The 23,338-nt window shown below is 69.4% G+C and carries 22 protein-coding genes, 1 pseudogene and 1 riboswitch; of the genes and pseudogenes, 14 read left to right on the forward strand and 9 right to left on the reverse strand.

Annotated elements, in window-relative coordinates:
- The first annotated feature begins 41 nt into the window (after positions 1-41).
- From ACIOJD_RS28275 to ACIOJD_RS28290, 4 genes are all read left to right on the forward strand, one after another.
- Positions 42-827, forward strand: a complete 786-nt coding sequence (locus tag ACIOJD_RS28275) for an HNH endonuclease family protein (protein WP_401918646.1) — start codon at positions 42-44, stop codon at positions 825-827.
- Positions 828-1,027: 200 nt separating this feature from the next.
- A complete protein-coding gene (locus ACIOJD_RS28280) occupies positions 1,028-1,708 on the forward strand; it encodes a hypothetical protein (RefSeq protein ID WP_401918647.1) in 681 nt (226 codons plus the stop codon).
- On the forward strand, positions 1,705-3,261 hold the full coding sequence (locus ACIOJD_RS28285) for a protein kinase (protein WP_401918648.1): 1,557 nt from the start codon (positions 1,705-1,707) through the stop codon (positions 3,259-3,261). Before ACIOJD_RS28280 ends, ACIOJD_RS28285 begins: the two co-directional genes overlap by 4 nt.
- A 138-nt stretch (positions 3,262-3,399) precedes the next feature.
- On the forward strand, positions 3,400-3,855 hold the full coding sequence (locus ACIOJD_RS28290) for a GtrA family protein (RefSeq protein ID WP_401918650.1): 456 nt from the start codon (positions 3,400-3,402) through the stop codon (positions 3,853-3,855).
- Here ACIOJD_RS28290 and ACIOJD_RS28295 read toward each other — a convergent pair.
- Entirely contained in the window at positions 3,829-4,983 is a 1,155-nt protein-coding gene (locus ACIOJD_RS28295) for an acyltransferase family protein (RefSeq protein ID WP_401918652.1), read from the reverse strand. The genes ACIOJD_RS28290 and ACIOJD_RS28295 overlap by 27 nt on opposite strands.
- A gap of 341 nt (positions 4,984-5,324) precedes the next feature.
- Here ACIOJD_RS28295 and ACIOJD_RS28300 point away from each other — a divergent pair, with 341 nt between their 5' ends.
- The 9 genes from ACIOJD_RS28300 (at position 5,325) to ACIOJD_RS28340 (ending at position 14,650) form a co-directional block, all read left to right on the forward strand.
- Positions 5,325-5,981, forward strand: coding sequence for a SurA N-terminal domain-containing protein (locus ACIOJD_RS28300; RefSeq protein ID WP_401918654.1), 657 nt, complete (start codon positions 5,325-5,327; stop codon positions 5,979-5,981).
- Between the two features lie 94 nt (positions 5,982-6,075).
- On the forward strand, positions 6,076-7,068 hold the full coding sequence (locus ACIOJD_RS28305) for a nucleoside triphosphate pyrophosphohydrolase (protein WP_401918656.1): 993 nt from the start codon (positions 6,076-6,078) through the stop codon (positions 7,066-7,068).
- 72 nt (positions 7,069-7,140) lie between these two features.
- Positions 7,141-8,439, forward strand: coding sequence for a cytochrome P450 (locus tag ACIOJD_RS28310; RefSeq protein WP_401918658.1), 1,299 nt, complete (start codon positions 7,141-7,143; stop codon positions 8,437-8,439).
- Positions 8,440-8,624: 185 nt separating this feature from the next.
- Complete coding sequence (locus ACIOJD_RS28315; protein ID WP_401918660.1) at positions 8,625-9,410, forward strand: transglycosylase family protein; 786 nt, start codon at positions 8,625-8,627, stop codon at positions 9,408-9,410.
- Between the two features lie 372 nt (positions 9,411-9,782).
- A riboswitch (cyclic di-AMP (ydaO/yuaA leader) is annotated at positions 9,783-9,980 on the forward strand.
- A gap of 3 nt (positions 9,981-9,983) precedes the next feature.
- Positions 9,984-10,709, forward strand: coding sequence for a transglycosylase family protein (locus ACIOJD_RS28320; RefSeq protein ID WP_401918662.1), 726 nt, complete (start codon positions 9,984-9,986; stop codon positions 10,707-10,709).
- A gap of 397 nt (positions 10,710-11,106) precedes the next feature.
- Positions 11,107-12,390, forward strand: a complete 1,284-nt coding sequence (gene eno / locus ACIOJD_RS28325; protein ID WP_401888146.1) for a phosphopyruvate hydratase — start codon at positions 11,107-11,109, stop codon at positions 12,388-12,390.
- A gap of 134 nt (positions 12,391-12,524) precedes the next feature.
- Entirely contained in the window at positions 12,525-12,998 is a 474-nt protein-coding gene (locus tag ACIOJD_RS28330; protein WP_401918664.1) for a septum formation initiator family protein, read from the forward strand.
- Between the two features lie 114 nt (positions 12,999-13,112).
- Positions 13,113-13,682, forward strand: a complete 570-nt coding sequence (locus ACIOJD_RS28335; RefSeq protein WP_401918666.1) for a DUF501 domain-containing protein — start codon at positions 13,113-13,115, stop codon at positions 13,680-13,682.
- Positions 13,679-14,650: an exopolyphosphatase gene (locus ACIOJD_RS28340; protein WP_401918668.1), complete on the forward strand. Its 972-nt coding sequence runs from the start codon at positions 13,679-13,681 to the stop codon at positions 14,648-14,650. Before ACIOJD_RS28335 ends, ACIOJD_RS28340 begins: the two co-directional genes overlap by 4 nt.
- Before the next feature lie 66 nt (positions 14,651-14,716).
- Here the strand turns inward: ACIOJD_RS28340 and ACIOJD_RS28345 are convergent.
- The 4 genes and pseudogenes from ACIOJD_RS28345 to ACIOJD_RS28360 all read right to left on the reverse strand — a co-directional run.
- Positions 14,717-15,184: pseudogene (locus tag ACIOJD_RS28345) on the reverse strand (radical SAM protein); the annotation flags it as partial.
- Positions 15,185-15,198: 14 nt separating this feature from the next.
- Positions 15,199-15,519, reverse strand: coding sequence for a divalent-cation tolerance protein CutA (gene cutA, locus ACIOJD_RS28350; protein WP_401918670.1), 321 nt, complete (start codon positions 15,517-15,519; stop codon positions 15,199-15,201).
- A 139-nt stretch (positions 15,520-15,658) separates the two neighbouring features.
- Positions 15,659-17,518, reverse strand: a complete 1,860-nt coding sequence (locus ACIOJD_RS28355; RefSeq protein ID WP_401918671.1) for a caspase domain-containing protein — start codon at positions 17,516-17,518, stop codon at positions 15,659-15,661.
- Positions 17,511-17,927, reverse strand: a complete 417-nt coding sequence (locus ACIOJD_RS28360) for a hypothetical protein (protein WP_401918673.1) — start codon at positions 17,925-17,927, stop codon at positions 17,511-17,513. Before ACIOJD_RS28360 ends, ACIOJD_RS28355 begins: the two co-directional genes overlap by 8 nt.
- 573 nt (positions 17,928-18,500) lie before the next feature.
- Between ACIOJD_RS28360 and ACIOJD_RS28365 the strand changes: the two genes are divergently transcribed.
- Entirely contained in the window at positions 18,501-20,087 is a 1,587-nt protein-coding gene (locus ACIOJD_RS28365; protein ID WP_401918675.1) for a BCCT family transporter, read from the forward strand.
- Between the two features lie 178 nt (positions 20,088-20,265).
- Here ACIOJD_RS28365 and ACIOJD_RS28370 read toward each other — a convergent pair whose 3' ends face one another.
- The 4 genes from ACIOJD_RS28370 to ACIOJD_RS28385 form a co-directional block, all read right to left on the reverse strand.
- Positions 20,266-21,111 carry a hypothetical protein gene (locus ACIOJD_RS28370; protein WP_401918676.1) on the reverse strand — a complete coding sequence of 282 codons (846 nt, stop codon included), beginning with the start codon at positions 21,109-21,111 and terminating at the stop codon, positions 20,266-20,268.
- A 558-nt stretch (positions 21,112-21,669) separates the two neighbouring features.
- Complete coding sequence (locus tag ACIOJD_RS28375; protein ID WP_401918678.1) at positions 21,670-22,020, reverse strand: DUF4333 domain-containing protein; 351 nt, start codon at positions 22,018-22,020, stop codon at positions 21,670-21,672.
- Positions 22,021-22,175: 155 nt separating this feature from the next.
- Complete coding sequence (locus tag ACIOJD_RS28380) at positions 22,176-22,400, reverse strand: DUF397 domain-containing protein (protein WP_401918680.1); 225 nt, start codon at positions 22,398-22,400, stop codon at positions 22,176-22,178.
- Complete coding sequence (locus tag ACIOJD_RS28385) at positions 22,397-23,230, reverse strand: helix-turn-helix domain-containing protein (RefSeq protein ID WP_401918682.1); 834 nt, start codon at positions 23,228-23,230, stop codon at positions 22,397-22,399. The genes ACIOJD_RS28380 and ACIOJD_RS28385 overlap by 4 nt, the downstream gene beginning before the upstream one ends.
- Positions 23,231-23,338: the final 108 nt, after the last annotated feature.

Raw genomic sequence — 23,338 nt, forward strand, 5'->3', positions numbered from 1 at the left:
AGGGTGCGGATGTGCGCACACTTGGGAATCGAATATCGCGAATGTGTCTTGGCGGAGGGGCGCTTGTCCTCTCCGTGGCCGTACTGACCGGGTGCGAGGGGCAGTTGGGCGCGGATCCCGCGCCGTCGCGATCGGCGGGAGCGGACGGGTCCGGAGCGGACGGGTCCGGAGCGGACGAGGCCGCGGAGGGCGGCTACGGGGCCGGGCCGCTCGGCAACGCCGACGGTACGAAGCCGGGGCTCGCGCCCCTCACCTCCGAGGCCGACAAGTTGGCCGCGCGCAAGCTCATCGACACCGTGCGCACCGCCGGGCGCGGGCCCAGGACCGGCTACGACCGGGACAAGTTCGGCTACGCCTGGATGGACACGGCGGACGGGGTCCCGCTGGCCCGCAACGGCTGCGACACCAGGAACGACCTCCTCGCCAGGGATGGCCGGAAGGTGCGGTACCGCTCCGGTTCCGACTGCGTCGTCGTCTCGATGACCCTGCACGACCCCTACACGGGCAAGGACATCGAGTGGCGGAAGAAGTCCGCGACGACCGTGCAGATCGACCATGTGATGCCGCTGTCGTACGACTGGCAGATGGGCGCCGCGCGGTGGAACGAGGCCAAACGCGAACAGATAGCCAATGACCCGCTCAACCTCGTCCCGGTGGACGGCCCGGCCAACAACGCCAAGCGGGATTCCGGTCCGGCGTCCTGGCTGCCCCCGAGCAAGAAGATCCGCTGCTCGTACGCGGTGCGGTTCGCGCAGGTGTCCCTCAAGTACGAACTGCCGGTGACGGTACCGGACAAGAAGGCCATGCTGGCCCAGTGCGGCGGCTGACCGCTCACCGATCACCCACGCGGCGGGAGACACCTGACGCGATCATCTCCACAACTCTTGGGCGTATCGCCGGTCCAGGTGTCGGCGGTGGTGTATACGCTCGGTCTGTATCCGTCCCGGATGCGCGTCCGCCCGTCCGCGTGCCCCATACCGTGCGCGCGGACGCGCGCGCGTCGTCCACCAGGCATCCAGGAGCAGCCATGTACGGCCCCGGCCCCGGCTTCCAGCCGACGACCCGGCGGCGACCGAACCCCGCCGGGCTCATCATCGCGCGGGTGGTGATCGTGACGCTCACCATGGTGAGCGTCGGGTTCCTCGGCTGGGTCGCCATGCTGCGGATCGCGGCGGCGCGCCGCCGTACGGCCGACTGGCTGCTGTTCGGTGTCTCGGCCGTACTGGCCGTCGGCAGCCTGGTGGTCATCGGATCGGGCGAGTCGTCGGAGGCCCGGGACGTGGACGTGCTCCTCATGGGCCTGAACTTCCTGGCGTCGATCGTGATCTCGCCGTACTTCCTGGCCGTCGACATCAGGCACTACGCCCAGTACGACCAGCCCCCGGCGGTCGCGTACGGGCCGGGGCACCAACCGCCGCAGCAGCCGTACGGGTTCGGCTACCCGGGGCAGTCCACCGCGCAGACAGCGCAGACGCGGCCTACGTCCCAGCCGCTCTCGCAGCCCGTCCAGTTGCCCCAGCAGCCTCAGCAGCCGCCACACTCCCAGCCGTCCTCCGCGTCGTACAAGCCTCCCCGTATCGACCAGGTCCGTGCCGAGTTGGACGAGCTCAGTGACCTCCTGCGCAAGGACCGGGCGAGCCGGGACGGCCAGGCGGACCAGGCAGGTCACGAAGACCGGACGACCAGGGAAGGCCGGGACGGCGAGTGAACGGGCGGGTCGTCGCCGGGCGTTACGAGCTGTCCGCCCTCATCGGTCAGGGCGGCATGGGCCAGGTCTGGACGGCGTACGACCAGCGCCTCGACCGCCGCGTCGCCGTGAAGCTGCTGCGCCCCGACCGGATGGCGGCGGCCTCCGGGGCCGAGGAGCTGCGCCGCCGGTTCGTGCGCGAGTGCCGGGTCACCGCCCAGGTCGACCACCCCGGTCTGGTCACCGTGCACGACGCGGGCGGCGACGGCGACGACCTCTTCCTCGTCATGCAGTACGTCGAGGGCGCCGACCTCGCCGAACACACCGCCGCCCACGACCCGTACCCCTGGCCGTGGGCCGTCTCGGTCGCCGCGCAGCTGTGCGCCGCGCTCGCCGCCGTGCACGCGGTGCCCATCGTCCACCGCGACCTCAAGCCGCGGAACGTGATGGTCAAGCCCGACGGCACGCTCACCGTCCTCGACCTCGGTGTCGCCTCCGTCATCGACACCGACACCACCCGCCTCACCCACACCGGCACCCCCATAGGCAGCCCCGCCTATATGGCCCCGGAGCAGGCGATGGGCGGCGCGGTCGGCCCGTACACCGATCTCTACGCCCTCGGTGTGGTCCTCCACGAACTGCTCAGCGGGGACGTCCCGTTCGCCGGATCCACCGCCCTCGGGGTGCTGCACCGCCATCTGTACGAGGCTCCCGAACCGGTCCGCCGGCACCGGCCCGAGGTGCCCGAGCCGCTGGAGGCGCTCGTCCTGCGGCTGCTCGCCAAGGACCCGCAGCACCGCCCGGCCGGTGCGCTGGAGGTGTACGAGCAGCTCGCCCCGCTGCTGCCCGCGCGCGGCGGTTCCGTGGCCGGACCGCTCGACCCGACCCGTCCCTTCCTGCGCCCGCACGCGCCCTGGCCCGACGGGTCCACGCCGCCCGTGCCCGTATCCGTGCCCGCGTCGGTGCCGGTGCCGGGGCTCGCGAGCGCGCCCACCCCGGTCCCGGCGGAGCGGCTGGATGTCGCGGCCGCCGTCGACGAGGTCAAGCGGCTGCTCGGCGAGGGAAGCATCACGCAGGCCGTGGACATCCTCGGGCGAGTCCTCCCGGCCGCCGCCGCCGAGCACGGCGAGCACTCCCCGGTCGTCCGCATCCTGCGCAAGCAGTACGCGTCGACGCTGATGGACGACGGCCAATACCGCCGGGCGCTGCCGGAGTTGCGCCGCCTCGTGGACGACCGGATGGCGACGGCCGGCCCCGGCGACCCGCAGACGCTGGAGTTCCGCTACGACACCGCGCAGTGCCTGGAACAGCTCGGCAAGCCGGCCGCGGCCCTGAGCGAGTACCGCGCGCTCCTCCCGTACCACGAGGGAGGGCAGCAGCCCGACCCCGCGCGCGCCTTCGACATCCGGCACCGCATCGGGCATCTGCTGCTCGCCCTGGGCGATCACACCGGCGCGCAGCAGCAGTTGCGGAACCTGCTGTGGGACACCGAGCGGGTCTACGGCCCGTACCACCCGCTCCCGGCCGAACTGCGCCGCGCGCTCGACCGGCAGCAGCAGTTCAGAGGCCGGTGAGCCCCGGCGCCCCGGGCGCCGTGAACCCGCTGTGCCACACTCCTTGGTGGCCGGGGGGCGTGGCCGTGGTCCGTGGCCGTGGCCTGTGTGAGCGTGGCGAGCGGGCACCGAGAAGGAAGAGGGAGTGCACGTACGCAGATGACGGTCCGGGTCCAGATGGTCAGGTTCGCCTTGGTCGGCGTCATCAACACCGGGACGTACTACGCCTGTTATCTGTTTCTGCTGAACCGGCTGCCGTACGTCGTCTCGCACGTGCTCGCTTTTCTGCTGAGCATGACGGGCTCGTTCTTCCTGAACAGCCGGTTCACCTACCGGATCCGGCCGACCTGGCGGAAGTTCCTGCTCTTCCCGCTCACCAACGCCGCGAACTTCGTGATCACCACGACCGGTGTCTACCTGCTGGTGGACGTCCTGCACTTCAGCAGCCGCTACGCGCCCCTGATCACGGCGGCAGCGGCTGTCCCGATCACCTTCGTGGTCTCCCGCACGATCCTGACCCGCCCCGATCGCGGTGGCGGGGAGCGGGACGAGGACACGGCGGACGATCAGGAGAAGCGGGACTCCGGGCTACGCCCGCATTCGGCCGGCCTGTAGCTTCATCGCCCGCTTGAGGCGCGGCCCGAACGGCTTCTCCACCAGCCGGTGCAGGAGCCAGGCCACCACGAGCATCAAGACGACCGTGGCGATGAGCGTCAGCCACGCCGCCAGGCCGAAGCGCTTGTGCAGGACGGCGATCGCGAACCAGCCGAGGTGCTCGTGGACCAGGTAGAAGGGGTACGTGAGGGTCCCGGCGAAGGTCAGCCAGCGCCAGTCCGCCCAGCGCAGCCACCCCAGGGCGACGGCGGCCACCGACGCGAAGGCGAAGGTGACGATCAGCAGGATCACATGCGGCGAACGCTCCACGAAGACACTGGTGGCGTCGGGGTTCCACAGCGCGGTGGTCGCGAAGCGCTGGCCGAGCAGCCAGCTGGTGGCGACGATGCCCCAGAGGAGCAGATCGCTGCCGTACCGGTGGATCAGGTAGAGCGCGAGGCCGCCGATGAAGAACGGCGCGTACTCCTGCATCACGATCTCGTCGATGATCGGCTGGTCGGCGACGACGGCGAGCACGGTGGCCACGGTCCACAGGCAGCAGAAGATCACCACGCGGCGGTAGGTGACGCCCTTCCACACCACGAAGAGCGCGAAGAGCAGATAGAAGCGCGCCTCGACCCAGAGCGTCCAGCAGACTCCGAGCACCCGGTCCGCGCCCATGGGCTGTTGCAGCATGGTCAGGTTGACCAGCACCTCGTTGACGCGCAGCGGCTCGCTGACCGAGGGGAGTACGACGCACGCGGCGGTGACGAGGACGATCGCCGCCCAGTACGCCGGGTAGAGCCGGGACACACGGGAGCGGAAGAAGTCCCCGAGCGAACGTCCCCAGCTGCTCATGCAGATGACGAAGCCACTGATCACGAAGAAGATCTGCACGCCGAGGCAGCCGTAGGCGGCGAGCGGCGACAGATCGGGGAACAGCTCGTTGGGCGACCTGCCCCAGGCGTCGCCGACCTCGCCGCCCCGGCCCGCGTAGTGGTAGACGCACACCATGAGCGCGGCCAGGATGCGCAGCCCGTCCAGGGCGCGCATCCGGTTGTGCCGTGGGGCGGGCGCCGCCGAGGTTGCCGGCGGTGTCCCTGGCTCGGATGCCGGGTCCGGTACCCGAGCCAGTGTCGCTTGAGTCATTCCGTGGGTTCCGTTCGTGTCCGCTTCGGCTTCGGTTCCGCCTTCGGCTTCGCCAAGGCGCGGGAATTCGCCAACGCGCGGCAATGCGCGGCAAGGCGTAGCTCTCCAGCCAAAGGACCCTAGGAGGCGTCAGGTGAACGGGGCGATATCCGTGGGGTGAACAGGATCCCGGGCCAGGTGTCCGCCGGGTGAACCACGCGCGGATCGGCCGCTGCCTCGCCGCGTACCTCAATCTCCTGGTGAATCGTTGGTCGAACCAGTGGCCGAGGTCACGCCGACTGCCTACCATCGATCACCGCAAGGTCTTGTGCATCGCCGCACAATCACGCCGGGAGGCCCCTTTGCACCGCCGCCGTCGCACCGCGCTCTCCGTCTTTGTCGCGCTTCTCGCCGCGGCTCCTCTCCTCACCGCCTGCGGCAATGACGCCCACCCGGGAGCCGCCGCGGTCGTCGGGGGGCAGCGGATCGAGGTGTCCACGCTCCAGGCCCAGGTACGGGATGTCCGGGACGCGCAGGACGGTTCGCCGCAGTCCGCGCAGCTCATCAAGAACACGGCGCAGCTCGGCCAGGCCAAGCTGAACACCATGATCTTCGACCGGGTCCTGGAGCGGTCCGCCGCCGACGCCGGGGTGAAGGTCAGCCGCAAGGAGATCCAGAGCGCCCGGCAGCAGGCCGCCGCGCAGTCGGGCGGCGAGAAGCAGTTCGCCGCGCTGCTGCTCCAGCAGGGCGCCCTGTCCTCGGGCCAGATCGACGGCGCGATCCGCCGCGAGGTCCTGCTGACCAAGCTGGCGCGGGCCGTCGGGGCCAACACCACGACGCCCCAGGGGCAGGCCAAGGTCCTCGCCCGGCTGACCGCCACGTCCGAGAAGCTCGGGGTCGACGTCAATCCCCGGTACGGCAGCTGGGACGACAAGCAGGTCCGGCTCGGCGAGAGCAGGACGCCGTGGATCACCCAGGTCACCCGCGAGGCGCCGCAGCAGGAGCCGACGGGCGCCTGAGACCCGACGCGGCCCGGCAGCCGGGCGGGCAGCCGACGGCCGGTGGCAGGTGGCCGGGGGCGGGTCCGCCGGCGGCCGGAGGTAGGTTCGAGGCGTGACAGACGAAGCTCCCGCAGCCACCGGCCGTATCGTCCTGCTGACCGCCAGCCACCGGGTCGCGCCCGGACTGCTGTCCTGGCCCGCCTGGCAGACGCTGCGCGAAGCCGACCGGGTGCTGTGCGCCGACGCCGGCCATCCGCAGTTGCCGTATCTGCGTGAGGCGGGCATCACCGTCGAGCGCACCGTGGCCGACGCGCGGGAGCTGGTGGACGCCTGCGCCGGCGGCCGTACGGTCGTGGTCGTCCCGTCCGCCGACGGAGACGGTACGGACAGCGCGCTCACCGACGGACTCGCCCGGCTCGCCGGGTCGGGCCGGGTCCCGATGCCGGACCTGGAGCTGCTCCCCGGCTCGTACGACCTGCCGGGCGCCCGGCTCCTCGATCTCGTCCAGGTCATGGACCGGATCCGTACCGAGTGCCCCTGGACGTCCGCCAAGACCCACAAGGGGCTCGCCAAGTACGCCATCGAGGAGGCGTACGAACTGGTCGAGGCGATCGAGGACGGCGACGGCGACGAACTGCGCGAGGAACTCGGGGACGTACTCCTCCAGGTCGTCTTCCACGCCCGTATCGCGCAGGACGGCCTGGACGTGGAAGAGGGCATCGAGCCGTTCTCGATCGACGACGTCGCGGGCACGATCGTGGAGAAGCTGATCCACCGCCATCCCCATGTATTCGGCGACGAGACGGCCGAGACCGCCGAGGAGGTCAAGGCGCACTGGCTGCGTACGAAAGCGATCGAGAAGCAGCGAGACTCGGTCACCGACGGCGTCCCGCTGGGCCAGCCCGGTCTCGCCCTCGCCTCCAAGCTCGCGGGCCGTACCCGTACCGCCGGACTGGAGGTCCCCCTCCCGGCCGGCGAGGGCATCGGGTACGAGCTGCTCGCGCTGGCGGTACGGGCGGAGGAGGACGGGATCGACCCGGAGACGGCGCTGCGCGCGGCGGCCCGTGCATATAGGGACGCGATCCGCGCGGCCGAGGGGCACTGAGCGTAACCACGTCTCCGCCGGGCACGTGCCCGGCCCGGAACCCGGGTGCGGGCGGCGGTTACTTTTGGACATATGCACGCCCAGCCGTCCGTCGAACCGGGCTCCCCGTCCCCCATGCCCACGCTCTTCACATGGGAATTCGCCACCGATCCGTACCCCGCGTACGCCTGGCTCCGCGAGCACGCCCCCGTGCACCGGGCCACGCTGCCGAGCGGGGTCGAGGCCTGGCTGGTGACGCGGTACGGGGACGCCAAGCAGGCGCTCGCCGACGCGCGGCTCTCGAAGAACCCCGTGCATCACGCGGGCCCGGCGCACGCCCGGGGCAAGACCGGGATCCCGGGGGAGCGCAACGCGGATCTGATGACGCATCTGCTGAACATCGATCCGCCCGACCACACCCGGCTGCGCCGGCTGGTCTCCAAGGCGTTCACTCCACGCCGGGTCGCCGAATTCGCGCCTCGCGTACAGGAATTGACGGACCATCTGATCGACGGGTTCGCGGCCGGGGGCGAGGCGGATCTGATCCACGAGTTCGCTTTCCCGCTCCCCATCTACGCGATCTGCGACCTGCTCGGTGTGCCGCGCGAGGACCAGGACGACTTCCGTGACTGGGCGGGCATGATGATCCGTCACGGTGGCGGGCCGCGCGGTGGCGTCGCGCGCTCGGTCAAGAAGATCCGTGGCTATCTGGCCGAACTCATCCACCGTAAAAGGGAGAACCCGGGCGACGACCTGATCTCCGGGCTGATCCGCGCCGGCGATCACGGCGAGCACCTCTCCGAGAACGAGGCCGCCGCGATGGCCTTCATCATCCTGTTCGCCGGGTTCGAGACGACGGTCAACCTCATCGGCAATGGCATGTACACGCTAATGCGGCACCCGGAGCAGCGCGCCCGGCTCCAGGCCTCGCTGGACGCGGGGGAGACGGATCTGCTCGCTACGGCCGTCGAGGAGCTGCTGCGCTACGACGGCCCGGTGGAGCTGGCGACGTGGCGGTACGCCACCGAGCCGCTGACGCTCGGCGGGCAGCGGATCGCGACGGGGGAGCCCGTACTGGTCGTACTGGCCGCCGCCGACCGGGACCCGGAGCGCTTCGCCGAACCGGACACGCTCGATCTCGCGCGCCGTGACAACCAGCACCTCGGCTACGGGCACGGCATCCACTACTGCCTCGGTGCGCCCCTCGCGCGCCTGGAGGGCCAGGCCGCGCTCGCGACGCTGCTGACCCGGCTTCCGGATGTGCGGCTTGCGGAGGATCCTGCTGATTTGCGCTGGCGGGGAGGGCTCATCATGCGGGGATTGCGCACGCTTCCGGTGCGGTTCACGGCAATGTCCGACCAGCGACTTCCTGACGGTACGTCAAGACTGTGATATTCGCGTGATCTTCCCTGCATCGGCTTGTGACAGACGTTCGAGTACCGCTACGTTCACGAACATTCACAGCAGACACACGCTGTAGTCGAACTGACATTCACACGGAAGGCAACCGCATGCGCTCCGGGAACGGCCGACACCGTCGACCTCGCCAGGCCCCTGCTCTGATCGTCGCCGCGGGGGTGACAGGATCGGCAATCGCCATTCCGCTGCTCGGTGCCACCAGCGCCAGCGCGGCGGAATCGTCTTCGTGGGACCGCGTGGCCGAGTGCGAGAGCGGCGGCACATGGAGCGCGGACCTCGGTAACGGCTTCTACGGCGGACTGCAGATGTCCCAGGCGACCTGGGACAAATTCGGTGGCGGCGAGTACGCGTCCCGCCCCGACCTCGCCAGCCGCACCCAGCAGATAGCGGTGGCGGAGAAGGTGCTCAAGGCCCAGGGGATCACGCCCTGGCTCAGCTGCGCCACGATCGCCGGGCTGACCGGCATCCTGACCGGCGACGGCGACACCTCGGAGTCCACCTCCGAGCCGTCCGGCCCCACGGACGGGAGCACCGGACCGACGGACGGCTCCTCGGCCGACCCGAGCGCCACGCCCTCCGCCTCCGACGACGGCGAGAAGAAGGACGGCTCGACCCCTTCCGGCTCCGCGGAGACGCCCTCGCCCGGAGCCTCCAGTTCCGGCGACGGCTCCGACGAGGACAGAGCGGGCGCGAGTACCGGGCCGGCCACCGGCAAGCACCGGGGGAGCGCGGCGCCGGAGGAATCCGCCTCGGGCGGCGCGGACGAGCGCGCATCGGACGGCCGTGCCTCGCGAAGTGACGGACCGGCACGGGACGCGGGCGGTCTCACGGACGCCACGGACGGCGGGGTGCAGGGTCCGTACATTCCGGACGGCCAGCACGGCGTCGGCGACCCCGTCTGGCTCGTCGGTGCCGAGCAGAAGGTGTCCGGCGGGTGGGTGTGAGCCGGCCGGCGGGCGGGCGCGCGTTGAACGGGCCGTCGTGGGCCCCGGATTCGACGGTCCGCCCCTGATCAGCGCCCTGATCTCGGCGCGGGGCAAGGGCAGTTCGAGGGGTGTTACGGGGGTCTATGTCCACGTATGGGCAACTGAGACAAGGGTCTCTTTGCCACAAGTGATGCCCATTGCTCCGGTAGTTGGTCGGATTCGCCCCTCACCAGCGGAAACGTGATCAACGACAGGGGAGGTAAGGGCGATTTACCCGGGTTGTGCTCCTTTGAACAACCGGGGGGCCTGTGATTACGGTCTGAACCGCTCGCACCGCGGGCCCCGTCGACCGAAACGCCGAATCCTGCCGTCGGTCGGGGGGAACAGTCGTCGCGTCAAGCGCCGAAGGCAGGAGCGGGGGACCCAAGGTTTTAGCGCCGGGCCCGGCCGTGGAGAGGGACGCCCAACAGCGTCCCGCGATACGGCGGGGACCGGCTTGGGGTGAAGCCGCGTGTGCGAACACGCGGCCGGGCAACTCACTTGGCCCGAACCCGACAGCTGACCTCGTAGGCGTCGGTGAGGGGATGATCCATGCTGTTTTCCGGTAAGGCCAAGCACCGCCGCCCGTCCAGGGCCGCTCGCTACGCCACGCTGGCCGGGATCACCGGTGCCGCCGTCGCGGCCCCGCTGATCGGCGCCACGTCCGCGTCGGCCGCGTCCTCGTCCGAGTGGGACCAGGTCGCCCAGTGCGAGTCCGGCGGCAACTGGTCCATCAACACCGGTAACGGTTACTTCGGTGGCCTCCAGTTCTCGTCGTCCACCTGGGCGGCGTACGGCGGCACCTCCTACGCCTCCAGCGCCGACCAGGCATCCAAGTCGCAGCAGATCTCGGTCGCCGAGAAGGTCCTGGCCAGCCAGGGCAAGGGCGCCTGGCCGAGCTGCGGCGTGAGCCTGTCCGGCGCCTCCGGCTCGGGCTCCGGCTCCGGCTCGTCCGACTCCGGTTCGGGCTCGTCGGACTCCGGCTCCGGTACGCAGGAGCAGCCGCAGCAGTCCCGGCAGCAGGCCGCCCCCGAGCAGCAGGCGCAGCCGAAGCAGTCCACCCGCGATGCCGAGCAGCCCGCCTCGCGCAGCGAGAGCCGTCCGGTCACGATCAAGAAGGGTGACGGCGAGTACAAGGTCAAGTCCGGCGACACCCTCTCGAAGATCGCCGACGCCAAGAAGGTCAAGGGCGGCTGGAAGAAGGTCTTCGAGCTGAACAAGGACATCGTCAACAGCGCCGATGTGATCTACCCGGGCCAGCAGCTCCACCTGAGCTGATCCGGAGGTCCGTAGATCCGGAGATCCGGAGATCCGAAGGGGATCAGCTCCAGCCGAGCTGATCCCCCCTCGGGCCGCCCTGCGGGGCGGCGCCCCCCACAGGCCGCCCCGGCCCGGCGCGTTCACCCCCGTACGCGCCGGTCCGGGGTTCGCGCTGTCACGGGCTCGTCCCCCGATCTGTCACCCGGCCTGTCACCGGTCCGTCATCGGCCCGTCACGCAGCGGATTCGCGACCCTGTCCTTCCCTCGTCCGGCGCGGAAACAGGCCTCTTTCTCGTCCTGGGCGGATTCTTAGAGGCGGCCGCCCGCCGGTCGAAGGCCGCGAGGCGGTTAGGCTCATGTCGCAAGGCCAAAGAGACCCTGCACTTCCAGCGCCACATCCCAGAAGGAGATGCTCGTGCCGTCCATCGACGTCGTCGTAGCCCGGGAAATCCTTGACTCGCGAGGTAACCCCACGGTCGAGGTCGAGGTCGGCCTCGACGACGGCAGCACGGGTCGTGCTGCTGTCCCCTCCGGTGCGTCCACCGGTGCGTTCGAGGCCCTTGAACTCCGTGACGGTGACCAGAACCGCTACCAGGGCAAGGGCGTCGAGAAGGCGGTTCTCGCCGTCATCGAGCAGATCGGCCCGGAGCTCGTCGGGTACGACGCCACCGAGCAGCGCCTGATCGACCAGGCGATGTTCGACCTGGACGCCACCCCGGACAAGTCGTCGCTCGGCGCCAACGCCATCCTCGGCGTCTCCCTCGCCGTCGCGCACGCCGCCTCCGAGGCCTCCGACCTCCCGCTCTTCCGCTACCTGGGCGGCCCGAACGCGCACCTGCTGCCCGTTCCGATGATGAACATCCTGAACGGCGGCTCGCACGCCGACTCCAACGTGGACATCCAGGAGTTCATGATCGCCCCGATCGGCGCGGAGTCCTTCTCCGAGGCCCTGCGCTGGGGTGCCGAGATCTACCACACCCTCAAGAAGGTCCTGAAGGAGAAGGGGCTCTCCACCGGCCTCGGCGACGAGGGCGGCTTCGCGCCGAACCTGGAGTCGAACCGCGCCGCGCTGGACCTGATCCTGGAGGCCGTGAAGGAAGCCGGTTACGTCCCGGGCCGCGACATCGCGCTCGCGCTCGACGTGGCCGCCTCCGAGTTCTACAAGGACGGCAGCTACGAGTTCGAGGGCAAGTCCCGCTCGGCCGCCGAGATGACCGAGTACTACGAGGAGCTCGTCGCCTCGTACCCGCTCGTCTCCATCGAGGACCCGCTGTTCGAGGACGACTGGGCCGGCTGGAAGGCCCTCACGGACAAGCTCGGCACCAAGGTCCAGATCGTCGGCGACGACCTGTTCGTCACCAACCCGGAGCGCCTGGCCCGCGGCATCGAGGACGGCGCCGCCAACGCGCTGCTCGTCAAGGTCAACCAGATCGGTTCGCTGACCGAGACCCTGGACGCCGTCGAGCTGGCCCAGCGCAACGGCTTCAAGTGCATGATGTCGCACCGTTCCGGTGAGACCGAGGACGTCACCATCGCGGACCTCGCCGTCGCCACCAACTGCGGCCAGATCAAGACCGGCGCCCCGGCCCGCTCCGAGCGCGTAGCCAAGTACAACCAGCTGCTGCGCATCGAGGAGATCCTCGACGACGCGGCGGTGTACGCGGGCCGCAGCGCGTTCCCCCGGTTCCGCTCCGCGTAAGCGGCTCTCCGCGTCAGCGGCTTCGTCGCCGTGATCGGCGTGCGCGAGGGCTGACCCGCCCGTCGTCCGTACGTCCCCGGCCGCGGTCCCGTACCGTGTCCGGGGACGTACGCACGTAAACAGGGGAGGCGGCCATGGCCGGGAACCGGGACCGGTTCTCCACCGCGACCAGGCTGCGGGTGCTCGGCGCGCAGACCGCCGCCCGGGTCTACCGCTCGCAGACCCGCCGGCAGGACCGCCGCTCCCGGCTCACCGGCCGGGCGGCCTTCCTCGCTCTGGTCGTCTGCACGCTGGTCGTGGCACTGGCGTATCCGATGCGGCAGTACGTGTCGCAGCGGAACGAGATCGCCGACCAGGAGCGGCTGGCCCGCGAGGCGAAGCAGCGGGTCGAGGAGTTGCGCGACGAGAAGGAACGGCTCCAGGACGACGCGTACATCGAGCGCCTCGCCCGCGAGCACCTCCACTACCTGAAGCCCGGGGAGACCGGCTACACCGTGATCGACCCGGACGCGAAGAAGCGGGAACGCGAGGAGCGGGGAGCGGAGGAGCGCCCCTGGTACTCGAACGTCCTGGAAGGCGTGGACAACGCGGACCGCCCGAACCGGTAGGCGGCGACGGTCCGCGATCCGCGCTCCGGGCATACGGTGGAGCTGCCGGACGCACCGGATACTCCGTACGTCAACGAATTCACGCAGAACACAAGAACGTAGAACTAGGCAGGCATGGACACGCCCCCTCCGCAGACCGCACGCACCGAGCCCACCGAGGCGGACGTCGCCGCTTTCCAGGAACAGCTCGGCCGCCCGCCGCGCGGACTGCGGGCCATCGCGCACCGCTGCCCCTGCGGACAGCCGGACGTGGTCGAGACCGCCCCGCGGCTCCCCGACGGCACGCCCTTCCCGACGACGTACTACCTGACCTGCCCGCGCGCGGCCTCGGCCATCGGCACGCTGGAGGCGAACGGCGTCATGAAGGAGATGACCGAGCGCCTCGCGGCCGACCCCGAACTGGCCGCCGCGTACCGCGAGGCCCACGAGGACTACATCGCGCGCCGTGACGCCATCGACGTACTGGAGGGCTTCCCCAGCGCCGGCGGTATGCCGGACCGGGTGAAGTGCCTGCACGTACTGGTGGGCCACTCGCTGGCGGCCGGCCCCGGGGTGAACCCGCTGGGTGACGAGGCGATCGCGATGCTGCCCGAGTGGTGGGCGAAGGGCCCGTGCGTCACGCCGTGCGCGGAGGCGCACGCGACCGGCACGGATGCCCGCGCGACGGACGGGGACGGCGCATGACCAGGGTCGCCGCCATCGACTGCGGTACGAACTCCATCCGCCTGCTCGTCGCCGACGCCCACCCCGGCACCGGCGAACTGGTCGATCTGGACCGGCGGATGACGATTGTCCGGCTCGGCCAGGGCGTGGACCGCACCGGCCGGCTCGCCCCCGAGGCGCTGGAGCGTACCTTCGCCGCCTGCCGGGAGTACGCCGCCGTCATCGAGAAGCACGGCGCCGAGCGGATCCGCTTCGTCGCCACGTCCGCCTCGCGCGACGCCGAGAACCGCGACGAGTTCGTCCGAGGTGTCCGGGACATCCTGGGCGTGGAGCCCGAGGTGATCACCGGCGACCAGGAGGCGGAGTTCTCCTTCACCGGCGCCACCAAGGAGTTGCCGGGCCAGGACAGTTACCTGGTCGTGGACATCGGCGGGGGCTCGACCGAGTTCGTCGTCGGTGACGACCGGGTGCGGGCGGCCCGGTCCGTGGACATCGGCTGCGTACGGCTCACCGAGCGCCATCTCGTACGCGACGGAGTCGTCAGCGACCCGTACGAGACGGCCGACATCGAGGCGGTCCGCGCCGACATCGAGGCGGCCCTCGACCTGGCCGAGAAGACCGTCCCGCTGCGGGAGCCCAGGACCCTGGTCGGGCTGGCCGGTTCGGTGACCACGGTGGCGGGCGTCGCGCTCGGCCTGAGCGGATACGACTCGGCCGCGATCCACCACTCCCGGATCCCCTACGAGCGGGTCAAGGAGATCACCGACCACCTGCTCACGGCCACGCACGACGAGCGCGCCGCGATCCCCGTCATGCACGAGGGCCGGACGGACGTCATCGGCGCGGGCTCCCTCGTCCTGCTCGCGATCATGGAGCGGACCGGGGCCCGGGAGGTCGTCGTGAGCGAACACGACATCCTGGACGGCATCGCGTGGCAGGCGGCGGAGGACGCGGAGCGGGACGCGAAGGACGCGCCGGAGCGGTACTGACCTGCGGTGATGCGGCAGAGCGCCCCCGGGGAGGGATCTCCCCGGGGGCGTTACTCGTTCCGGGGCAGGCAGCCGGTACCGCACGCGCTGATCGGATGCGCCGGCAGTGATGATGCGGCGGAGTGGCACGGCGCCAAGGTGGTCGACGACCGCCCGCATGGCATCGAGGGAGGCACCCCCGTCCTCCAGTGACACGAGCATCCGGACCACGACGGCGCGGCCGTGCCGCTCGATGATACGCAGAACGCGCTCGACGTGGTCGCGGTCGGGAATGACGATGGTCGCGGACACCTTGACCCCGTGGGCGGTCGCGGCCTCGATCGTGGCGTCGAGGGCGGCGAGCTTGCGCTCGGCGAGTTTCGGGGAGGCGAGGCGCGGGGCCTGCACTGCGGCCAGTTCGTCGGGTGTGGTGCCGAACACGGACAGGTTGATGCGGTCGAGACCGGCCTCGGCGGCGGCGGGCAGGACCGCGGCGCCGTTCTCCCCGTTCGAGGTGAGTCCGACCGTGAGTCCCAGACGCCGAGCAACCCTGATCTCTGTTAGGAGCCTTACGCGCTCGTCTCCGAGTCCAGCCATGCGAGGTACTCGTCGCTGCCCTTCGTGATGGGGGTCGCGATGATTTCGGGTGTGTCGTAGTCGTGTACCGCCTTGATGTGCGCGGCGAGTTCGTCGTACCGCGCGGCGGTCGTCTTGTAGAGCACGCGCCACTCGGTGTCGGTCTCGATCTTTCCCTCCCACCGATAGACGCTCGTCACTGGTCCGTCGATCTGGGCGCAGGCGGCGAGGTGTTTTTCGACCGCTGTCGCGGCGAGGCTCTGTGCCTTGCCTCCGGAATCGGTCGTGGTGAGGACAGCGAGGTAGTCGGCCACGATTCCCCTCTCGGCTCGAGTGTGCGGTGACCGTATCGCAGGACGGATCAAGGCGGACCGCCCCGGTCTCTGGAGCGCCGTGCTGCTCGGGGCGGATCGGTTGCGTTCCAGGCGAGGACGTCGCGGTTGATCCGGCGCGTCACGTCGGGCCGGGCGACGTGGACCTCATCGTCTCCCAGGGCATCGAGTCCACGGCGGACCCCTTCGGCCAGATCGTGCCCTGGGCCGTCCGCAGCAGCACCCATTCTCCCGGCCGTGGGTCGCCGATCACCTCGACTATCTGCCAGTCCTCGCCCTCGGCGACCGTCGAGCCATCGCGGCTGAGTACGTTCTGCAGGACGTACTGATGGGTGCGGAGGTACGAGTCGAGGAGCGGGACCGACAGCTGCGGGGACACGCCCTTGACGTGCCGCTGCTCCTTGGGCCAGAGGAAGGCCCAGGCCTCCCACGAGTCCTCGACCCCGCCCGCCATGCTGTACAGCCGGACCCGTTTCACCTTGTGCACCATGACCATGGCCGTGACGTTCGCCGCCGGATCGCCGCGCACCTGGCGGATCTTGGCCAGGGCCCACAGCTTCCTGCTCGTGCCGAGACAGCCGGCGACACAGCCGATGACGCCCAGGAAGGCCGCCGTCAGGTGCACGAACGCCAGGGTCTGGACCGCCGCCGGAACGTCCTGGTCGGCCATCCGGCCGTCCCGCGTCAGGTCGTACAGGACGAGCGTCAGCGTGAGGACCCCGATACAGGCTCCCACCAGTGCGACCAGCCGTTTGGGCGCGGCGGCGAGGCTGTCGAAGGCCGGGTCCTGCGCGTCGGTCCAGCGGTCCTCGCCACGTCTTCGCCAGGGACGGATCCGTGGCCAGTAGTCCATCTCCTTGGCGTGGGTGAAGGTGGCCACCTGTCGCCGGTTCCAGGTGATGACCTGTCTGCTGGGCAGCCCGAAGTACACCGAGCCGTCCTCCGAGATGGAGCGGACGGCGCGGCGCTCGGAGTAGGTGATGTCCACGTTCTTGCCGATGGACGTGGCGTCGGCCTCGTCGTAGAGGTACGCGTCGACGATCTCGCCGCGTCCGGCCGCGACGAGGTCGTCCCTGGTGACACCGAAGGCCGTCCGGTTGTCCGGCAGGCGGGCGTAGAGGACCCCTCGGGCGTCGCTGCACACCGGCAGTGAGGAACCGTTACCTCGGCTGTCCAGGAACTCCGGGGAGAGGTCGGCCGCCGTGGGGTTGACGTCGCTGCCCGGTCCCACCAGGGGCCGGGCCCGCCGGCCGGGGGCGCTGTCGCGGCGGCGTGCCATCGGGAGCTGGCCCGCGCCGCCCGCCGCCTTCATGTGCGGGACCGGACCCGCGGTGGCGAGGCTCTGCTGCATGTAGGAGTACAGGTCCTGGAACATGACGTAGCCGTCGTGCCCGGCCACCCCGCTCTCCAGCCCCTGCACCAAGGCATGGGTGAACGGGCTGAGTTCGCCGTCCGTCGCCGCGTCGCGGGAGTAGTCCGCGTGGCTGGAGCTGGCCAGGACGTACCGCCCCTGACCGGCCAACTGCTGCGCCACATCAAGGCCCTTGACGGCGGCGACGCCGCTGAAGCAGCAGTCCAGCAGGACGACGATGGCCCGCGCGGGACAGTCGTCGATCAGCTCGTTGATGAGCTGGTGCTGGAGGGAATGGGTACGCAGCAGTTCGAGCGTGGTGTCCCTGGCGCACAGGTGAAGGCGGCTGGCGGTGTCCAGGCGGCCGTGGCCGCTGTAGTAGAGGAGGAGCTGTTCGTCGGGACGGGCCCGCCCGAAGAACCGTACGAGCCGGGTCTTGAGCTCCTGGTTGGTCTCGTCGAGGGCGGTCTCGACCGACCCCAGCTCGTACAGTCCCACCTCCCGGTCCACCAGGACCCGGTGCAGTTCGTCGACGTCGGTGCGCGGCCCCTTGAGGTCGGGGAGGTGCTCGGGCTCCTGCGGGAACGTGGCGTTGCCGATCAGCAGGGCGCGGTATTCCGGTTCACCCATTGCCGTCGGCCTGCTGGCCCTCAAGCGTCCGCCGCTGGTCACCGAGTGCCTGTTCCAGGGCCACGCGCATCGTCTCGGAGTCGACCGCGTTCCCGTCGACGACCACCGAACGGAGCTGTCCGTCGGCGGCCTCCCAGTCGACCCGCACCCTGCGGTCCCGGTCCCGGCCCAGCCACGCCTTGGTGACGGACACCGCGCCCGCGACGACGGCGGGGCTGGCGAGCATCAGCAGCATGTCCACCGTCGCGCCCTTCGCGCCGGGTGGGCCCGGGACCTGCCGCTGGACCAGGCTGCCCGTGTCCCGGTGCAGTTCACCGAAGAGTTCGTCCCGCTGCCGCAGGACGCGGTCGTCGCCCTCGTCGAAACGCGCGTTCCACGCCGTGATGCGTACCTGCGCTGTCCGGCTCATTCAAATATCCCCCTTGGACGGAATCGTGGCTGTCACCGGGCCGGCCTTCTTCGTCCAGGTCAACCCCCTTCATCATGACGGGGGTTGGTGTCCGCCTCCAGGTAATGGCCGTTATCGGCACAGCACCACCCCCAGCGCACACGCCCCGCGCATATGCCATCACTATTGGCGATGCGATGGCCATAATGAAGTCGGGGATTCTGGGCAGGAGCAGCCCGTCGGGCCGTGTGTCATGGAACGGCCGTTCGTCGCACGGGGCCGGTTGGCGGGTCTGACCAGCCGTCAACCGCTGGTGGGATTCCCATTGGTGGATTCCGGCACAGACAAGTACAGAACGGAAAGCGCGTGGCTGCGCACACAACGGTGAGACCGGATGGGCAGCGAACTCCGCAGGCACGGGACAAGCGGGACAAGCGGGGTAAGCGGGGGAAGCTACGGGGGGCGTTACGGGGGAAACTGCGGGGTGCGGCGCGAGGAAAGCCGCGGGCGATATCGCGCGGACTGCTCCGAGGATTGCCGGCTTGGCTGCCGCGAGGGCTTCTGCGGGGACTTCCGCGTGGGACGGGCGCGCGTATGTCGTCTGTCGCGCCGCGCGTGTTCTGGCCCGCCATCGCGGTCGTCATCGGGTTTGTCCTCTACGCCGTGATCGGCCAGGACGACGCGGCCCGTCAGGTCCAGTACGTACAGCGGGAGTTGGCCTCCAAGCTGAGCTGGTACTACGTGGCCCTGGTGTCGCTGTTCGTCGTCTTCGCGCTCTGGATGTGCCTGGGCCGGTTCGGATCCATCAGGCTCGCGAAGGACGACGAGAAGCCCGAGTTCAGCGTCGGCGCCTGGCTCACGATGCTCTTCACGGCCGGCATGGGGATCGGCCTCGTCTTCTGGGGCGTCGCCGAGCCGCTGACCTTCTTCGCCGAGGACCCGAGGCCCGGAGTGGCCGGAGGCGAAGCGGCCAGGTCCGAGGCCGCCATGGTGCAGACGTTCCTGCACTGGGGGATCCACCCGTGGGCCATCTACGTCGTCGTCGGTCTGGCCGTGGCCAACTCCGTCCACCGCAAGGGCCGTTCGATATCGATCCGCTGGGCACTGGAGCCGGTCTTCGGCGACCGGGTGAAGGGCGCGTGGGGCGACGCCATCGACGTCGTCGCCATCGTCGGCACCCTCTTCGGCGTGGCCACGTCGCTCGGCCTCGGGGTGATGCAGGTCGCCAGCGGCCTGGACTTCATCGACGCGGTCCACGACCCGGGCAAGCCGGTGCTGGTCGTCCTCATCATCGTCATCACCGGGATCACCACCCTCTCCGTGGTGTCGGGCATCGGCCGGGGCATCAAGTGGCTGTCGAACGTCAACATGGGCCTGGCGGCGGCCGTCGCGCTGTTCGTACTCGTCGCCGGACCGACGCTGTTCATCTTCAACGGCCTGGTGCAGGACCTCGGCGGCTACCTCCAGAACATGGCCCGCCTGAGCTTCGACACGGGAGCCTCGCACGGCGTGGCGGGCACCGACTGGGTCAACCGGTGGACCGTCTTCTACTGGGGCTGGTGGATATCCTGGGCGCCCTTCGTCGGCGTCTTCATCGCCCGCATCTCACGCGGGCGCACCGTACGGGAGTTCGTCTGCGGTGTGCTGCTGGTCCCGACGCTGCTGAACATCGTCTGGTTCGCCGTCTTCGGCGGCTCGGCCCTCCACAACGAGCTGTTCGGCCAGGGCGACATCGTCGGCGCGGGCGACAAGGTCAACGAGGACAACGCCCTCTTCCAACTGCTCCAGACGCTGCCCGGCGGCACGTTCGTCGTCGGTGTGGCGATCCTGCTGGGCGTGCTGTTCTTCGTGACCTCGTCCGACTCCGGCTCGTACGTGGTCGTCATGCTCGCCTCCGGAGGCAACCCCACCCCACCGGTCTGGGGCCGGGCCCTGTGGGCCCTGATGGAGGGAGCCGTGGCCATAGCGCTGCTGATGGCCTCCGACTCCGAGAGCGACACGGCCTCGCTCGACACACTGAAGACGGTCGCGATCATCATCGCCCTGCCGTTCAGCGTGGTGATGATCGGCATGTGCGTCGCCACGCTCAGGTCCTTCCGCAAGGACTATCCGGTCGCGCTCGCGGTGCGGCAGGAGAGCCGACGTGGGCGGGCGGCGGACGAGGGAGAGCCACGGGCGTGAGGTGGGGCGGGGCGCGGTCGAGACCTTGAACCGAGGGCCTTGCTGTCGCGGACCGGGACGACGCTGTGGGCGTGTACGTATCGGAGTGACGACACGTACACGCCCACGGCGTCCAACTGCCGGGCGCCACCGGCTCACTGTCGCGGATGCCCCACGTACCACCCGGCCCGCAACGCGATCAGTGCTTCGGCGGAAGTGCTACCACCCAGTCGGAGTCCCGGAAATGAGTGGACACTCCATTCCCCACCTGAGACTTGTTGGGAGGTCCGGAGCTGGGGAACAGTGAAGGCGCGACAGCACGCCCCAATCGTTCTTTCCACATGGCCGCCCACTTGGCAAGCTTCGGGAATGCCTCACGGACCGCGGTCCGGTTGATGAAACTGTACTTCTGGTGAATGAAGCCCTTTCGGACTTCTTCATCGGTGAGCTTTCCCGAGTCCTTCAGCTCATCCCACTTCTTCCGGGCCGCTGTCACCATCACATCGGATGAGATGTGAATATCGCCGTCGCTGGGCGCGACCGCCATCCCGTTCTCATCGAGCGCCCCCAGTTTGTGCAATGTGTCGAACGGACGGCGTGCCGGGCGCTCGCCGGCAGGTGTGGAGCCCATCCACTCCCGGAGCTTCTCCAGCGCCCGAGGCTGCCCTGCCAACTCCCGTTCGGTCGGGAAGTTCTTGTGGCCGCCAGAGAAGAAGAACGCCCATGAACCATGGAGTCGCACGTCGTAGTCCTTGGGACGCTCACAGCCGGAGCACAGGGCCTTGAACAGAGACGACGACATGTCCTTGAACTGCCGGGGAGTCGTACCCAACGGTGCCTGGTAGCGCCGCCACCAGTCGACCTGTTGCCACGTCAGCCCGAGGAAGGCCAGGTCCCGAGGCTGGACACGGTATCCCGTGTCATCGCGTGGCCACGCCCGGATTCCCTCGCGCTGACTTCCCGGGACCCTGCCGTCGGAGTCGATGAATCCCTTGGCCTGCGATTCCTGGCGCCTCTTGAGATAGCCAGGGTCCTCGTCGGCCAACAGACTCGCTCGAACGGTCTGCCCTTGGACGGTCTTACCGACCGACCAAGAGGTTGCCGCAGCGGGCGGAGTGACCGAAGCCGCCGGTGCGATCGAAGGACCCAACAGAACCAGAGCCGCGACGGCGAGTACTCCCAGCCTTTGTCGCTGACGTGACACCCTTTACCTCCAGCAGGAACGGCCTCAATGGTCCGCGCTCCTCGCGATCCATGGCTCAGAGTTACGCACACCACGGCACGCCACTCTCACAGCCACGCCGATATGGGACGGGTGAGAATCTGGTCCCATGGATCTGTTCAACGGGTAATCGGGGCCGGTGTGGCTCCTCTTGGGGGAATTACCGAGTAACTGCTGTTCTCTATCCGTGCGCGTGATCGATCTGCCTCGAACGGCGTGCCGAATCGGGTGAGTTGGTTGGTGCGGAGGCGTGAAGAAAGGGCCTCTTGGCGGCTCGCGGATACCGAGTGGCCGGGGCACCGGCCTCGGTACGGCATCAAGTGGCGGGCGATGCCCCCGGAGTTCCCGTCCGGGCCGCTGGTGTACGCGCTCTGCCGTTCCTCAGTCCATTGACAGGTCGCCCTGATCGTCCTTGATCTTCACCTTGACCCAGGCGCGGCCGCCGGTGTTGCCGGTGCCGACGCCGACGTTGCATTCAAACTCCCGGCCCGCCTCGACGGGGATGGAAGCGGGGCAGCTGACATCGTCGATGGTCGGGGGCTTGGCGAAGGAGCTGTCGGATTCGGCGTGGTTGAGCACGGCCCGCGCCAGCGCTTCCTGATCCAGAACGCGCTGCGGCTGCACGGCGGGACTCCCGGCCAACAGCATGATGGTGAAAGTGAGCACACAACAGGCGATCACGGCCAGGGAGAGCGCGATGACGGTACGGGCGAAGCTGCGTTGATCAGTCACGCGGACAGTCCTATCCGGTTGTCCGTGCTCATACAACCCGTGTGGTGACAGGAAGTCGCCTCTCACCCCGGAGGCGGCGGACCGCTGGACCTGGATCCTGACCGTGGAGTCCTATGTCGTGAGTTGGAGGAGTCGTTCGTGAGTGTGGCGGGAGGTTACGGAGTCGTCCTCGCCGACTGAAGGCCGGCGGCGAAGGTTACGAAGCCGGACCAGGCGGCGGGGGTGAAGGTGAGGGACCGGCGCTGGGGGGCCTTGCTGTCGCGGACCGGGACGACGCCGTAGTCGTGGGCGTAGGTGGGGGACCACTCGACGCAGTTGCCGCCTTCGTGGCTGGTGTAGCTCGACTTGACCCACACAGTGGGAGCGGGGTTGAGGTTCATAGTGTCTCCATCTGCTTTCTGATGAGGGCGGCGCTCTCCCGTGCCGATAGCGCCTCGCTGCTCAGGTCGTCGTAGGCGCGTACCGCTGCCCGGACGTTGTCGGGATCGTCGCTGATGTTCGCCGTACGGTAAGCCTCGACGCAGAGCGTCGTCGCATGGTTTGGCGCCGTCAGGAGCGTGATCGCCCCATCTGTGAGCGGATGAGGTTCCGCGTCGAGCGGCATTACTTGTACGCGTGTGGTCGGCCGTTCGCCATGGCCCAGGAGCACCGCCAGTTGTTCGCGCATCATGTCGTGGCTCCCGATTCGGCGCCGAATCACGGATTCACAGACCACTACGCGAACAGTCGGGGGAGCTTCGCTCCGTAGAACCTCCTGCCGTGCGAGCCGCGCCCGCACCATTTTGGCGATGTTCTCTTCGGTCGCCCGTCGGTAGCCGCACCGGAACAGTGCGCGGGCGTACTCGGCGGTCTGGAAGAGGCCGGGGATGAGGGTGGGTGACCACTCCAGGATGGCCGTGGCCTGCCGCTCCAGAGTCATGCGGCGTCGGTACTGGGCTGGGTACGACTGGTCGACCACGTCCTCGTACAGTCGCTTGAACTGGCCGTCCGTCTCAAAGATCTGATCGAACAGTGCGGGCAAGTTGCCGGCGATCGGCGGCACTCCGCCTTCGATGCGGCTGATCGTGGACTTCGATGTACGCGACAGCCTGCCCAGATCCGTCTGTGAGATCCGGCCCGCCTTTCGGGTCTTGCGGGCGTCACGCAACGCATCGCCGAATTTCTCGCGCGGATCGCCCGCCGCGCCGTAAACACCGTGTCGTTCTGTCACACGAAACCCCCTTGACCACTGCCCTGGGAACCGGTGCCACTCGCCGTATCCATGCAGCTCAGGCACTCGAAGCCATACCGAAATGCCCAACATGCAGGTTGGACGGTG

The organism is Streptomyces sp. NPDC088116, from assembly GCF_044741745.1.
In the GTDB taxonomy this organism is placed as follows: domain Bacteria; phylum Actinomycetota; class Actinomycetes; order Streptomycetales; family Streptomycetaceae; genus Streptomyces.